Consider the following 12,716-nt stretch of genomic DNA (forward strand, 5'->3'; position numbering starts at 1 on the left):
GGGAATTCAGTGGGTGGCGGGCTGCTGGATAAACTGCCCGGCGGCTCGGGTGCGCTCGACGCAACGGGCCAGCACTAGGCGGCGCTCGGCATTGTCCATGCGCCCCCAGCGGGTGATCTCGTCTGCCGTACGCTGGCAGCCGGTACAGATGTCCTGCTCGTCCAGCGCGCAGATGCTCACGCAGGGCGACTTGACCGGACGCTCGAGTTCCATCAGTCCTGATCCTCGACCAGGTCGCGGGCATAGCGCTGGGCGTTGTGCACGTAATGGGCGGCGCTGCCTTCGAGCATCTTCTTCTGCTGTTCGGTCAGTTCGCGCACCACCTTGCCCGGGCTGCCCATGACCAGACTGCCGTCGGGAATTTCCTTGCCCTCGGCGATCAGGCTGTTGGCGCCGATGATGCAGTGCTTGCCGATCTTGGCGCCGTTGAGGATCACCGAATTGATGCCGATCAGGCTGTAATCGCCGACCGTGCAGCCGTGCATCATCACGTTGTGGCCAACGGTGACGCCCTTGCCCAGGGTCAGTGGAAAGCCCATGTCGGTGTGCATCACCGTGCCGTCCTGCACGTTGCTGTTCTCGCCGATATGGATCAATTCGTTGTCGCCACGCAGCACCGCGCCGAACCAGACACTGGCGCCCTGCTCCAGGCGCACCTTGCCGATCACTGCCGCCGTGGGGGCGATCCAGCTGTCGGGGTGAGCGTCGACACGGGCATCACCCAGGCGGTACTTCATCGGATTTTCCTCACAGGCGAATGATCTTGACCGAGGGTTTTGGGGGCTGCTCCAGGTCGATGCCGGCATCGAACACCAGGTTGACCAGCTCGACGATCATCACCGCCGTCAAGCCCCAGATCTTGTAGTTGTCGTAGTGGTAGCAGGGCACATACCAGCTGCGCCCCTCGTAATCGATGCGATGGGTGACCTCGCGCGGGTCGTCGCAGAAGAAACGCAGCGGCACGGCGAAGACCGCGGCGATCTCGTCATCATTCGCGCGGTACTCGACGAAGTCCGGCACCACCCCGACATAGGGCGTGACCTTGATGCCGAAGCGCGATACCAGCGGGCTGAGCGGGCCGATCATCTCCACCAGGCCCGGCGGCAGGCCGACTTCTTCCTCGGCTTCGCGCAGGGCGGTATGGATCAGGTCGCGGTCTTCCGGGTCGCGTCGACCACCGGGGAAGGCGACTTCGCCGCCGTGGGTGGAGAGACCACTGGCACGCAGGGTCAGCACCAGTTCCGGCTCGTCGCTACGGGTCAGCGGCAACAGCACGGCGGCTTCGGGCAGGCGCTTGTCGGTCTCCAGAATACGTGGCGTATGACTGCGCACGCGCAGGAGCAGCTCGTCGAGCATGGCTCATTCTCGGTCTTTTTTTCTAACCGTCATGATGGCATGAAAGCCAGGGGCCGCCCAAGCCCTGCCCCGACGGGACAGCTTGCCGGTAGCACGCCTGTAGCGCGAAGATGGGGCATTGAAGAAAGGAGCCGGCATGAATTTTTGCAGTCACTGTGGCAACCCGGTGGAACAACGCATTCCGCTCGGCGACAACCGCCTGCGCTTCGTCTGCCCGCAATGCCAGACCATCCACTACCAGAACCCGCGCATCATCGCCGGCTGCCTGCCGGTCTGGGGCGAGCAGGTGCTGCTGTGCCGCCGGGCCATCGAACCGCGCTGCGGTTTCTGGACCCTGCCGGCCGGCTTCATGGAGAACGGCGAAACCCTGGAACAGGCCGCCGCCCGCGAGACCCAAGAGGAAGCCTGCGCGCGGGTGCGCGAGCTGAGCCTGTACACCCTGTTCGACCTGCCGCACATCAGCCAGCTGTACGTTTTCTTCCGTGCCGAGCTGGTTGACCTGGACTTCGCCGCCGGCGAGGAAAGCCTGGAAGTGCAGCTGTTCCATGAGCATGAAATCCCCTGGCAGGAACTGGCCTTCCCGACGGTCGGTCGCACCCTGAAATGCTACTTCGCCGATCGCCGCGAGCAGGTCTATCCGATCCGCAACGAGGGCATCGCCGCGCTGCGTCCACGCGAGTGAAATCTGCACCAGCGTGGGCGTGAAAGCTATAGTCCTCTCTGCTTACCCAGCAGCGGCGCACTGCCTGACAGGAGGAACCATGGACACCAGCGATCACAGCCTGAGCACCCTGTTCAAACAGCTCGGCCTGCCGGCCGGCAAGGCCGGTATCGAAGCCTTTATCCGCGACCATCATCTGCCCGAAGGCCTGGGCCTGGCCCAGGCGCCGTTCTGGAACGAGTCCCAGGCGGCGTTTATCAGTGAAGCCCTGGACGACGATTCGGACTGGGCAGAAATGGTCGACGAGTTGGCCCTGCTGCTGTCCAAGTAGGCCGACTCAGCTTGGTAAATCCAGCTCCAGCGCCAACAGGCTGGCGGCGATCTGCGGATCATCGGCATCGGTAACCAGGCTGAGCAGCAACTTCTCACCGCGCTGCTGCACGGCGAGCCCCTCCACTTTCCACTGCCCATCCAGGCTGGCCAGCCGGCGCAGCTGGCCATCGGCTTCGACCAGGCCGATGATGGCCCCCAGGCAGGCGCCATCCTGGTAGCTGTCCGCCGTATTTTCCGCCACCGCACTGAACAGCCAGCGGCCGTCGGCCAGCGCCGCACCATCGGTAAAACCCAGGGCCACGCCCTGCAGTTCCCCCAACGCCAGAAGCTCCACGCTGTCCGCTACCGGCGCCTCGCCCTGCTCGCCCAGCAGCCAGGCCTGCAGCGCCGGCCAGGCAAAACGTACGGCTGCATTCGCCGCCTGTCCCTGGTTGCCGCGCTGCAAGAGGATGAAGTGCTGACCCAGGAGGAAAGCGCCCTCGATATTCAGGTCGGCGAACTGCGCGTGCAGTGGCTGGTACAGCGCGCGCAGATCGATCAGGCGTGGCGCGCCTTGCACCGCGCCCTGCGCATCCAGCATCAGCAACACGGCCTGCTGGCGATTGGGCTTGGAGCCCGAACCCAGGGCCAGCAATGCACCCTGCGCATAGCCCGGCATGGCCGGCAGCAGCGCCAGGCTTTCCAGATCCGGCTTCTGCGCCTTGCGCTCGGCCTTGTCCTCGGCCAGCTCCCCCGCGAACAGGCGCAGCAGCTGCCCCGGCGCCGCATCACCCTCGGCGAAGACACCGAGATGCAGCTCATCGTCAGCCACCACATACAGCTGGCCGCCGCAACGCACCAGCGCACTGGCTGCGCTCAAGTGCAGGAGACCCGCCGGATGCTGGCCTGGCGCCAGGCTCAGGTGCCGAAGAAACTGAAGATCAGCCATGAACCCATCCCTCTGTAGTCATGAGCCGCAATCAGAACAGGCGCGCGGCGTGCCTGTCGACCTCATTCACCCGGCAACACACAGAACCGCTGGCTGCTGGCCCAATTGCACGACCGGCAATCCCCGGAAGATTGAACATCGGCGCCGGCATAGGCAGACTCTCGCCCTATAACAACCTGTTCGCTCAGGCCTCGGAAATACTCTGGAATATCGCAATGCGCTGGTTGCTCGCCACCCTCTGTTTCACCCTCATCGGCTTGGCCAACGCCTCCACGGCCCCGACCCTGCAAGGCAAGTCGATCGACAAGGTGCTGGTGGTCAAATCCGAGCGCAAACTGCACCTGATGGGTCGTGGTGAAGTGCTCAAGTCCTATCGCGTATCGCTGGGCAAGGAGCCCAAGGGCGCCAAGCTGCGCGAGGGTGACAGCCGCACGCCGGAAGGCTTCTACTGGATCGACTGGCGCAAGACCAGCGAGAAGTACAACCTGTCCATGCACATCTCCTACCCCAACGCCCGCGACAGCGCCAACGCCCGCAAGAAAGGCGTACCGGCAGGCGGCATGATCATGATCCATGGCACGCCGCTGGATGACGAATACCCCGAGTGGTATTTCCACACCCTCGACTGGACCGAAGGCTGCATCGCCATGCGCAATGTCGACATGCGTGAGGTATGGCGCCTGGTGCAGGACGGCACGCTGATCGAAATTCGCCCCTGAGCGGCCAGCACAGCAAAGGCGCCCCGGGCGCCTTTTTCATGCCTGCGAATCGGTCATGATCAATATTTGCACAACTTTAATTTGCGCGATAACTTGTTGCGCAAGCATTCATCATTTGCGGATCAACCGATGACAACGCCCCAGTCCTGCCCAGCCCTGCAACTGGACAACCAGTTGTGCTTCGCCCTGTACTCGACCTCGCTGCTGATGACCAAGGCCTACAAGCCCATGCTGCAAAGCATTGGCCTGACCTACCCGCAATACCTGGCCATGCTCGTGCTCTGGGAACGCGACGGCATCACCGTTGGCGAGATCAGCACCCGCCTGCTGACCGACCCCGGCTCGCTGACCCCGTTGCTCAAGCGCCTGGAGGGTGAAGGCCTGCTCAAGCGCATCCGCAGCAGTGTCGATGAGCGCGTGGTCGAGTTGTACCTGACCGAGCAGGGCCGGGCCCTGCAACAACAAGCCGAGCACTTCCCCACCTGCATCGTCGAAGCCAGCGGCCATAACACCAGCGAGCTAATGGCGCTGAAGGAAGAGGTCATCGCCCTGCGCAGCAAACTGCAACAGGCACTGCACTCTGCATAACCACCCACGGGCGTTACAACACGCCCATGCCCCTCCCCGTTCGACTCCCCCCAGCGACCTGCCTTATTCCGTAAAACGTATAGGTGCATAGCGAATCGTTCCAAATAAATATCTTGCGCGCAAAATTAAATCGCACTACATTTCATCTCACGCACTTACTTAGCGCGCAAACTTTTAGACAGCAAATCAATCTGGAGATTTCGCCATGCAAGCCATCAAAGCCCTCTATACCGCCACCGCTACCGCCACCGGGGGCCGCGACGGCCGCGCAGTTTCTTCCGACGGCTTTCTCGATGTGAAACTGACCACTCCCCGCGAACTGGGCGGCCAGGGCGGTGAAGCGACCAACCCCGAGCAACTGTTTGCCGCCGGCTACTCGGCCTGCTTCATCGGCGCCCTGAAGTTCGTCGCCAGCCAGAGCAAGCGCCAGCTGCCGGCTGACACCTCGATCACCGGCAAGGTCGGTATCGGCCAGATTCCCGGTGGCTTCGGCCTGGAAGTGGAGCTCAACGTCAGCCTGCCGGGCCTCGAACAAGCCGTGGCCGAGGAACTGGTCGCCGCCGCCCACCAGGTCTGCCCGTACTCCAACGCCACCCGCGGCAACATCGATGTGCGCCTGAGTGTCGCCGTATAAGTCTCACGAGACTGCATGCCCGCAGGCCAAAAGCACAAAGCCCCGACTTGCCTATGCAAGCCGGGGCTTTGTTTATAGCGCTGCGCCTTAGAACCTGTTTCGGAGCTTTTGAGCTAGAGCAAGGCAAGGCGCAATTGGGCAAGGACGCGGAGTTTACGAGGTGTAAATGAGCAGTACTCGCTCCACTCGCCCTCCGGGTCGCGCTAAAGCGCGTTAGCGGCAAGCCGCTTTCCGAGCGCGATTGCAACGCAGCATGGCCGACGATCAAGAGATCCGAAACGGGTTCTTAAAACTGCAGGTCGGAAAGCCGCCAGACATCGAAAGCCGGAGTTTCGTAGGGATGGTTTTTTTTCATCGCCTTGACCGCGTCATGCAGCAGCTCATCGGTCACCACCAGTTCGACTTTCCATTCGGCCACCTGCTGCACCTGGCCATGCACACCGAGGAAGGGCTCGCTGCCCTCCAGCGGGCGGTACTGCCCCTGCCCCAGGGTCTGCCAGCAGCAGCTGTCGTACTTGCCGATACGACCGCCGCCCGCGGCGAAAATCGCCTGCTTGACCTGCTCCAGATGGCTTTCCGGCACATAGAAACACAGTTTGTACATCGGCTTCTCCAAGGCACATCGACGAATACGGGAGCCTCACAGCACTGAAACTCACCCTGCCGCAGCGATAATGGCATTTTGCCTTATCTCACCAGCGCGGCACAGTTCGCAACTCTGCATTGGAGCAATGGGAAAGGGGATAGTCCATTTCCTGACTAGAGCAATTGGCCATAACCAGCTAAGGCTTAATCACCCGGAGCTAAAACGGCGCCAGCGCGCCCGCAAGCCGTTAACCGGTGGATTATGGCTACCGTCGCAATAAGGCAGGCGCTGCGATTGACCGCAGCGGCACAGCAACAGGTGCTGCTCGCGCACGGGCTCCAGGCGCAGGGCCTCGGGGCAAAGAGAAGAGCAGTCGGGAAGCGCGGACGAACGCCCGCAGCGACACAGCAGATGGGTCTCGCCGGGTTTGACCTGGCGGACTTCGGGGAGGATGAGGTTGGGTTGTTCGGGGTCTGACACAGCAACCCTCTCCCGCCCTTCGGGCACCCTCTCCCGCGAGCGGGAGAGGGTCAGCAGATTGGCCTTCGGCCGCTTTTAATCCACCCAGACGCGGGCGTTGCGAAACATGCGCAGCCAGCCACCGTCTTCCTGCCACTCGTCCGGGCGCCAGGAGTTCTGCACCGCGCGGAACACCCGCTCCGGGTGCGGCATCATGATGGTCACGCGGCCGTCACGGCTGCACAGCCCGGTGATCCCGCGCGGCGAGCCGTTGGGGTTGGCCGGGTAGGCTTCACTGACCTTGCCGTAGTTGTCGACGAAGCGCATCGCCACGGTGCCGGACAGATCCGCTTCGAGCAGAGCTTCCTCGCTCTCGAACTCGGCATGCCCTTCACCGTGGGCGATGGCGATCGGCATACGCGAACCGGCCATGCCGCGCAGGAAGATCGATGCCGATTCCTGCACCTGGACCATGGCCACGCGCGCCTCGAACTGCTCCGAACGGTTGCGCACGAAGTGCGGCCAGAACTCGGTGCCCGGAATCAGCTCGTGCAGGTTGCTCATCATCTGGCAACCGTTGCACACACCGAGAGCGAAGCTGTCCTTGCGCTCGAAGAAGCCCTGGAAGGCATCGCGAGCTCGTCTGTTGAACAGCACCGACTTGGCCCAGCCTTCGCCGGCACCCAGTACGTCACCGTAGGAGAAGCCACCACAGGCCACCAGGCCCTTGAACTGTTCCAGGCTGACGCGACCGCTGAGGATGTCACTCATGTGCACGTCGATCGCGGCGAAGCCGGCGCGGTCGAACGCCGCCGCCATTTCCACCTGGCCGTTGACGCCCTGCTCACGCAGCACCGCCACTTGCGGACGCACGCCCTTCTTGATGTAGGGCGCGGCGATGTCCTGGTTGACGTCGAAGCTGAGCTTGGTCGACAGGCCGGGGTTGTCCTCATCGAGGAGGCTGTCGAATTCCTGCTCGGCGCACTGCACGTTGTCGCGCATGCGCTGGATCTGGTAGCTGGTCTCGGCCCACTGGCGCTGCAGCAGGCGGCGCTGGCCGCCGAACACCGGCTCGCCATTGAAACTGATGGCCACGTCGCTGCCGTTGATTGGCTGGCCGATCACCGCCACGCAATCGCCCAGGCCGGCGGCGCTGAACTGCGCCAACACTTCCGGCGTGGCGTCCTGGTGCACCTGAATTACCGCGCCGAGTTCTTCGTTGAACAGCACGGCGGCCAGCTCGGAGCTGTCGTCGGCCAGGGCATCGAGGAACAGGCTGAGGCCGCAATGGCCGGCAAAGGCCATTTCCAGCGCGGTGGTCAGCAGACCGCCGTCGGAGCGGTCGTGGTAGGCCAGCAGGTGACCGTCGGCATTCAGGCCCTGGATCACCGCGAAGAAGGCCTTGAGGTCTTCGGCATCATCCACGTCCGGCACGCTCTGGCCGAGCTTGCCGTAGGTCTGCGCGAGGATCGAGCCACCCATGCGGTTCTGCCCGCGACCGAGGTCGATCAGAATCAGATCGGTCTCGCCCTTGTCCAGGCGCAGCTGCGGGGTCAGGGTCTGGCGAATGTCGGCGACCGGGGCGAAGCCGGTGACCACCAGCGACAGCGGCGAGGTCACGGATTTCTCCTGACCTTCGTCCTGCCAGCGGGTCTTCATCGACATCGAGTCCTTGCCCACCGGGATGGTGATACCCAGCGCCGGGCACAGCTGCATACCGACTGCATGAACTGTGTCGTACAGGCGCGCGTCTTCACCCGGGTGGCCGGCAGCGGCCATCCAGTTGGCGGACAGTTTGATGTCGGACAGCTTCTCGATGCGCGAAGCGGCCAGGTTGGTGATGGTCTCGCCAACCGCCATGCGGCCCGACGCCGGAGCATCGAGCAGGGCCAGCGGGGTGCGCTCGCCCATGGCCATGGCTTCACCGGTATAGACGTCGAAGCTGGTGGCGGTCACGGCGCAATCGGCCACCGGCACCTGCCACGGGCCGACCATCTGGTCGCGGGCGACCAGGCCAGTGATGGTGCGGTCGCCGATGGTGATCAGGAAGCTCTTGCTGGCCACGGCCGGGTGATGCAGCACGCGGGTGACCGCGTCATCGATCGCCACGTTGGACGCGGCGAAGTCATCGCCCTGCTCGGCTTCGCGGGTGACGCTACGGTGCATGCGCGGCGGCTTGCCGAGCAGCACTTCCAGCGGCATGTCCACCGCCTTGTTGCCGAAGTGGCTGTCGTTGACGGTCAGCTGCGGCTCGGCGGTGGCCTCGCCGACCACGGCAAACGGGCAGCGCTCACGCTCGCAGATGGCCTTGAAGCGCTCGAAGTCGGCGGCGTCCACGCTCATCACGTAGCGTTCCTGCGACTCGTTGCACCAGATTTCGTGCGGGGCCATGCCCGGCTCGTCGTTCGGTACGGCGCGCAGCTCGAAGCGACCGCCACGGCCGCCGTCGTTGATCAGCTCCGGCAGGGCGTTGGAGATACCGCCGGCACCGACGTCGTGGATGAACTTGATCGGGTTGTGCTCGCCCAGCTGCCAGCAGCGGTCGATGACTTCCTGGCAACGACGCTCCATTTCCGGGTTGTCGCGCTGCACCGAGGCGAAGTCCAGATCGGCAGAGCTGGTGCCAGTGGCCATCGACGAGGCCGCGCCGCCGCCCAGACCGATCAGCATGGCCGGGCCACCGAGCACGATCAGCTTGGCGCCGACCGAGATCTCACCCTTCTGCACATGGTCTTCACGGATGTTGCCCATGCCGCCGGCGAGCATGATCGGCTTGTGGTAGCCGCGCACTTCATCGCCACGCGGGCTGGCCACGGCCTGTTCGAAGGTACGGAAGTAGCCGGTCAGCGCCGGACGGCCGAACTCGTTGTTGAACGCAGCGCCACCCAGCGGGCCTTCGATCATGATGTCCAGCGCGGTGACGATGCGCTCGGGTTTGCCGTACGGCACTTCCCAGGGCTGCTCGAAACCGGGGATCTGCAGGTTGGACACGGTGAAACCGGTCAGGCCGGCCTTCGGCTTGGCGCCACGACCGGTCGCGCCTTCGTCGCGGATCTCGCCGCCAGAGCCGGTGGAGGCGCCAGGGAACGGGGCGATGGCGGTTGGGTGGTTGTGCGTCTCCACCTTCATCAGGATATGTACCGGCTCCTGGGTCGCGGCGTACTCGCGGGTCTCAGGATTGGGGAAGAAGCGCCCGGCCGGGTGGCCGACGATGACCGAGGCGTTGTCCTTATAAGCCGACAACACGCCTTCGCGGTGCAGCTCATAGGTGTTCTTGATCATGCCGAACAGCGATTTTTCCTGGCTCTGGCCGTCGATGTCCCAGCTGGCATTGAAAATCTTGTGGCGGCAGTGCTCGGAGTTGGCCTGGGCGAACATCATCAGTTCGATGTCGTGCGGGTTGCGCCCCAGCTCGGTGAAGCTCTTCACCAGGTAGTCGATTTCGTCTTCGGCCAGGGCCAGGCCGAGCTGGACGTTGGCTTGCTCCAGGGCGGCGCGACCGCCACCGAGCACGTCCACCGCGGTCAGAGGCTTGGGCTGGGCATGGCTGAACAGACCGGCGGCCTCTTCCATGGCGCCCAGCACCAGCTGGGTCATACGGTCATGCAGCACGCTGGCCGCAGCCTGAATATCGGCGGCCGACAGTTCACCGGCGACGTAATAGGCGATACCGCGCTCCAGGCGCTGGATCTTCGCCAGACCGCAGTTGCGGGCGATGTCGCTGGCCTTGCTCGACCAGGGCGAAATGGTGCCGAAACGCGGGATGGTGAGGAACAGGCGGCCGCTCGGCTCTTGCACCGGCACACTCGGGCCGTATTGCAGCAGACGGGCCAGGACTTGCTCTTCGTCGGCGGTGAGCACACCGGTAACGTCGGCAAAATGCGCGAACTCGGCGTACAGACCGGTCACAGCGGGGACCTGGGCGGTCAGTTGCTCGAGCAATTTGCCGTGACGGAAAGCGGAAAGAGCGGGCGCGCCGCGCAGGATCAACATCGTGAACAGCCTCTGGGAAGGGGTGTGCTTTGAGGCCGTGCATTCTAGCCTAAAGCGCCGGCCGACGGCACCCGTACGCATACAGCCAGGCGGCAGCCTGCCGCCGGACGGCAAAATCACCGGCAAATCGGCGCAGCCCGCGCAGCGCCTAGCAGAGACGCCCCCGGCTGTCGATATATGGCGCCCCCCAGGCTTTGCGTATACTGCGCCGATGCTTGTCCAAATTGCGTTGCGCATCCGTACGGCCGCCTGGCTGCTGGCGATTGCAATCCCCCTGCTGCTCGCAGGCTGTGATGGCGATGGCGAAGTCGTCCAACAGCCCAGCACCCTCGAGCGTGTACAGGAGGAGGGAGCGCTACGGGTGGTCACCCGCAACAGCCCGGCCACCTACTTTCAGGATCGCAACGGCGAGACCGGTTTCGAGTACGAACTGGTCAAGCGCTTCGCCGAGAACCTCGGCGTCCAGCTGCAGATCGAAACCGCCGACAACCTCGATGACCTGTTCAGCCTCCTCAACCAGACGGATGGCCCGGTGCTGGCCGCCGCCGGCCTGGTCGACAGCGAGGGGCGCAAGAGCCAGGCGCAGTTTTCCCAGGCTTACCTGCAAGTCACCCCACAAGTCATCTACCGCAACGGCCAGCCACGCCCCTCGCGCCCCCAGGACCTGGTCGGCAAGCGCATTCTGGTGTTGCAAGGCAGCAGCCATGCCGAACAACTGGCCCAGCTGCAAGCCACGCTGCCCGAACTGAAATACGAAGAATCCGCTGCCGTCGAAGTGGTCGACCTGCTGCGCATGGTCGACGAGGGACAAATCGACCTGACCCTGGTCGACTCCAACGAACTGGCGATGAACCAGGTGTACTTCCCCAACGTGCGCGTGGCCTTCGACCTGGGTGACGCGCGCAACGTGGGCTGGGCGGTGGCCAGCGGCACGGACGACAGCCTGCTGGTGGAGGTCAACCACTTCCTCGCCCTGGTCGAGGAAAACGGCAGCCTGCAGCGCCTCAAGCAGCGCTACTACGGGCATGTCGATGTACTCGGCTACGTCGGCGCCTACACCTTCGCCAAGCACCTGCAGCAGCGCCTGCCGCGCTACGAACAGCACTTCAAGCAGGCCGCGGAAAAGCACAAGGTCGACTGGCGCCTGCTGGCGGCCGTCGGTTACCAGGAATCGCTGTGGCAGCCCGAGGCCACCTCCAAAACCGGCGTGCGCGGCCTGATGATGCTGACCCAGGGCACCGCCCAGGCCATGGGCGTGGCCAACCGCCTGGACCCTCGGCAAAGCATCATGGGCGGCGGCAAGTACCTGGCGCTGATCCACAGCGGCCTGGCCGCAGACCTGGAGGAGCCGGACCGCACCTGGTTCGCCCTGGCCGCCTACAACATCGGCATTGCCCACCTGGGTGATGCGCGCAAGCTGGCCAAGGCCGAAGGGCTGAACCCGAACAAGTGGCTGGATGTGCAGAAAATGCTGCCGCGCCTGGCACAGAAGCAGTGGTACAGCAAGACCCGCTATGGCTATGCGCGCGGCGGCGAAACCGTGCACTTCGTGCGCAACATCCGCCGCTACTACGACATCCTCAACTGGGTGACCCAGCCGCAGCTGGAAGGCACCCAGATGGCCGAAAGCAGCTTCCATGTGCCGGGCGTGAACAAGACCATACCGCCGGAAGACTCCACGCGGCTCTGAGAGCCTGTCTAGGTTCTCTTGATCGTCGGCCATGCTGCGTTGCAACGCAGTAACAGCCGCAGGCTGGTCAATCGGGCTCGGGCTGCTCATTTACGGCGTGTAAACTCCGCGCCCTCGCCCAATTGATTCGCTGGCGCTTACCCTTCGGGCCAGCCTGCGGCTGTTACTCCTGGTGGTCGTTGCGCCTTGCCTGGCTCTAGCTCAAAAGATCCTAAACAGGTTCTGATGCCGCGCGTAGCCCGGATGCAATCCGGGAAATCACCTCACAGGGCAACCCCGGATTGCATCCGGGCTACGAGCGCCGCGCCTTGAAGAAGGCGCTGAGCACCGCCCCGCATTCCTCCGCCAGCAAACCGCCCTCGACCAGCACCCGGTGGTTGAGGAAGTCCTGACTGAAGAACTGCCCACGACTGACCGCCACCCCGGCCTTGGGCTCGGTAGCGCCATAGACGACGCGGGCAATCCGCGAATGGACGATCAGCCCGGCGCACATGCTGCACGGCTCCAGGGTGACGTACAGGGTGCTGCCCGGCAGGCGGTAGTTGCGCAGGTCGAGGGCGGCGGCGCGGATCGCCACCATCTCGGCATGGGCGCTGGGATCATGTGTGGAGATCGGGCAGTTGAAGCCGCGGCCGATGACCTCGCCATCCTGCACCAGCACCGCGCCCACCGGCACTTCGCCGAGCGCGGCGCCTTCGCTGGCCAAGGCCAGGGCCGCGCGCATGAAGCGCTCGTCCTGGCTGCGGTCGATGATCTTGATCTCGCGCAT

The 12,716-nt window shown here is 64.1% G+C and carries 14 protein-coding genes; 6 read left to right on the top strand and 8 right to left on the bottom strand.

The features are described from left to right. Positions 1-6 precede the first annotated feature (6 nt). From HNE05_RS15800 to HNE05_RS15810, 3 genes are read right to left on the bottom strand one after another with little or no spacing between them, the layout of a single operon-like run. Positions 7-213: a DUF1289 domain-containing protein gene (locus HNE05_RS15800; protein ID WP_173209119.1), complete on the bottom strand. Its 207-nt coding sequence runs from the start codon at positions 211-213 to the stop codon at positions 7-9. Further along, a complete protein-coding gene (locus HNE05_RS15805) occupies positions 213-737 on the bottom strand; it encodes a gamma carbonic anhydrase family protein (RefSeq protein ID WP_173209121.1) in 525 nt (174 codons plus the stop codon). The genes HNE05_RS15800 and HNE05_RS15805 overlap by 1 nt, the downstream gene beginning before the upstream one ends. 10 nt (positions 738-747) lie before the next feature. Next, a complete protein-coding gene (locus tag HNE05_RS15810) occupies positions 748-1,356 on the bottom strand; it encodes a CoA pyrophosphatase (protein ID WP_160488666.1) in 609 nt (202 codons plus the stop codon). 136 nt (positions 1,357-1,492) lie between these two features. On the opposite strand from HNE05_RS15810, the gene HNE05_RS15815 reads away from it, so the two are divergent. Next, positions 1,493-2,038 (top strand): NUDIX hydrolase, encoded by a 546-nt coding sequence (locus tag HNE05_RS15815; protein WP_173209123.1) that lies wholly within the window; start codon positions 1,493-1,495, stop codon positions 2,036-2,038. Positions 2,039-2,117: 79 nt separating this feature from the next. Further along, positions 2,118-2,348: a DUF2789 domain-containing protein gene (locus tag HNE05_RS15820; RefSeq protein ID WP_173209125.1), complete on the top strand. Its 231-nt coding sequence runs from the start codon at positions 2,118-2,120 to the stop codon at positions 2,346-2,348. 6 nt (positions 2,349-2,354) lie between these two features. Here the strand turns inward: HNE05_RS15820 and HNE05_RS15825 are convergent, their stop codons facing one another. Further along, positions 2,355-3,278 (bottom strand): DUF6929 family protein, encoded by a 924-nt coding sequence (locus HNE05_RS15825; protein ID WP_173209127.1) that lies wholly within the window; start codon positions 3,276-3,278, stop codon positions 2,355-2,357. Between the two features lie 215 nt (positions 3,279-3,493). Between HNE05_RS15825 and HNE05_RS15830 the strand changes: the two genes are divergently transcribed. The 3 genes from HNE05_RS15830 to HNE05_RS15840 all read left to right on the top strand — a co-directional run bounded on the left by HNE05_RS15830 (position 3,494) and on the right by HNE05_RS15840 (position 5,219). Further along, the gene (locus HNE05_RS15830; RefSeq protein ID WP_173209129.1) at positions 3,494-3,997 is read left to right on the top strand and encodes a L,D-transpeptidase family protein; all 504 of its coding nucleotides are present in this window, start codon (positions 3,494-3,496) and stop codon (positions 3,995-3,997) included. 129 nt (positions 3,998-4,126) lie between these two features. Further along, on the top strand, positions 4,127-4,585 hold the full coding sequence (locus HNE05_RS15835) for a MarR family winged helix-turn-helix transcriptional regulator (RefSeq protein WP_173209131.1): 459 nt from the start codon (positions 4,127-4,129) through the stop codon (positions 4,583-4,585). Between the two features lie 205 nt (positions 4,586-4,790). Further along, positions 4,791-5,219, top strand: coding sequence for an organic hydroperoxide resistance protein (locus HNE05_RS15840; RefSeq protein ID WP_173209133.1), 429 nt, complete (start codon positions 4,791-4,793; stop codon positions 5,217-5,219). A gap of 286 nt (positions 5,220-5,505) precedes the next feature. On the opposite strand, the gene HNE05_RS15845 is transcribed toward HNE05_RS15840, so the two are convergent. The 3 genes from HNE05_RS15845 to purL all read right to left on the bottom strand — a co-directional run bounded on the left by HNE05_RS15845 (position 5,506) and on the right by purL (position 10,257). Continuing rightward, positions 5,506-5,823, bottom strand: coding sequence for a YqfO family protein (locus HNE05_RS15845; RefSeq protein WP_173209135.1), 318 nt, complete (start codon positions 5,821-5,823; stop codon positions 5,506-5,508). 189 nt (positions 5,824-6,012) lie between these two features. Beyond that, positions 6,013-6,312, bottom strand: a complete 300-nt coding sequence (locus HNE05_RS20635; protein WP_338053193.1) for a CDGSH iron-sulfur domain-containing protein — start codon at positions 6,310-6,312, stop codon at positions 6,013-6,015. Positions 6,313-6,360: 48 nt separating this feature from the next. Beyond that, positions 6,361-10,257, bottom strand: coding sequence for a phosphoribosylformylglycinamidine synthase (gene purL, locus HNE05_RS15855; RefSeq protein WP_173209137.1), 3,897 nt, complete (start codon positions 10,255-10,257; stop codon positions 6,361-6,363). Positions 10,258-10,468: 211 nt separating this feature from the next. Between purL and mltF the strand changes: the two genes are divergently transcribed. Further along, positions 10,469-11,947: a membrane-bound lytic murein transglycosylase MltF gene (gene mltF, locus HNE05_RS15860; RefSeq protein ID WP_173209139.1), complete on the top strand. Its 1,479-nt coding sequence runs from the start codon at positions 10,469-10,471 to the stop codon at positions 11,945-11,947. Between the two features lie 292 nt (positions 11,948-12,239). Here the strand turns inward: mltF and tadA are convergent, their stop codons facing one another. Beyond that, positions 12,240-12,716, bottom strand: a complete 477-nt coding sequence (tadA, locus tag HNE05_RS15865) for a tRNA adenosine(34) deaminase TadA (protein ID WP_173209142.1) — start codon at positions 12,714-12,716, stop codon at positions 12,240-12,242.

Source organism: Pseudomonas campi (assembly GCF_013200955.2).
Classification (GTDB): domain Bacteria; phylum Pseudomonadota; class Gammaproteobacteria; order Pseudomonadales; family Pseudomonadaceae; genus Aquipseudomonas; species Aquipseudomonas campi.

Excerpts from the sequence above, each read along its gene's own strand:
- HNE05_RS15840 (WP_173209133.1), top strand. The coding sequence starts at position 4,791 with ATGCAAGCCATCAAAGCCCTCTATACCGCCACCGCTACCGCCACCGGG.
- HNE05_RS15845 (WP_173209135.1), bottom strand. The coding sequence starts at position 5,823 with ATGTACAAACTGTGTTTCTATGTGCCGGAAAGCCATCTGGAGCAGGTC.
- HNE05_RS15815 (WP_173209123.1), top strand. The coding sequence starts at position 1,493 with ATGAATTTTTGCAGTCACTGTGGCAACCCGGTGGAACAACGCATTCCG.
- HNE05_RS15810 (WP_160488666.1), bottom strand. The coding sequence starts at position 1,356 with ATGCTCGACGAGCTGCTCCTGCGCGTGCGCAGTCATACGCCACGTATT.
- tadA (WP_173209142.1), bottom strand. The coding sequence starts at position 12,716 with ATGCGCGAGATCAAGATCATCGACCGCAGCCAGGACGAGCGCTTCATG.
- HNE05_RS15825 (WP_173209127.1), bottom strand. The coding sequence starts at position 3,278 with ATGGCTGATCTTCAGTTTCTTCGGCACCTGAGCCTGGCGCCAGGCCAG.
- mltF (WP_173209139.1), top strand. The coding sequence starts at position 10,469 with ATGCTTGTCCAAATTGCGTTGCGCATCCGTACGGCCGCCTGGCTGCTG.
- HNE05_RS15805 (WP_173209121.1), bottom strand. The coding sequence starts at position 737 with ATGAAGTACCGCCTGGGTGATGCCCGTGTCGACGCTCACCCCGACAGC.
- purL (WP_173209137.1), bottom strand. The coding sequence starts at position 10,257 with ATGTTGATCCTGCGCGGCGCGCCCGCTCTTTCCGCTTTCCGTCACGGC.
- HNE05_RS15835 (WP_173209131.1), top strand. The coding sequence starts at position 4,127 with ATGACAACGCCCCAGTCCTGCCCAGCCCTGCAACTGGACAACCAGTTG.
- HNE05_RS15830 (WP_173209129.1), top strand. The coding sequence starts at position 3,494 with ATGCGCTGGTTGCTCGCCACCCTCTGTTTCACCCTCATCGGCTTGGCC.
- HNE05_RS15820 (WP_173209125.1), top strand. The coding sequence starts at position 2,118 with ATGGACACCAGCGATCACAGCCTGAGCACCCTGTTCAAACAGCTCGGC.
- HNE05_RS15800 (WP_173209119.1), bottom strand. The coding sequence starts at position 213 with ATGGAACTCGAGCGTCCGGTCAAGTCGCCCTGCGTGAGCATCTGCGCG.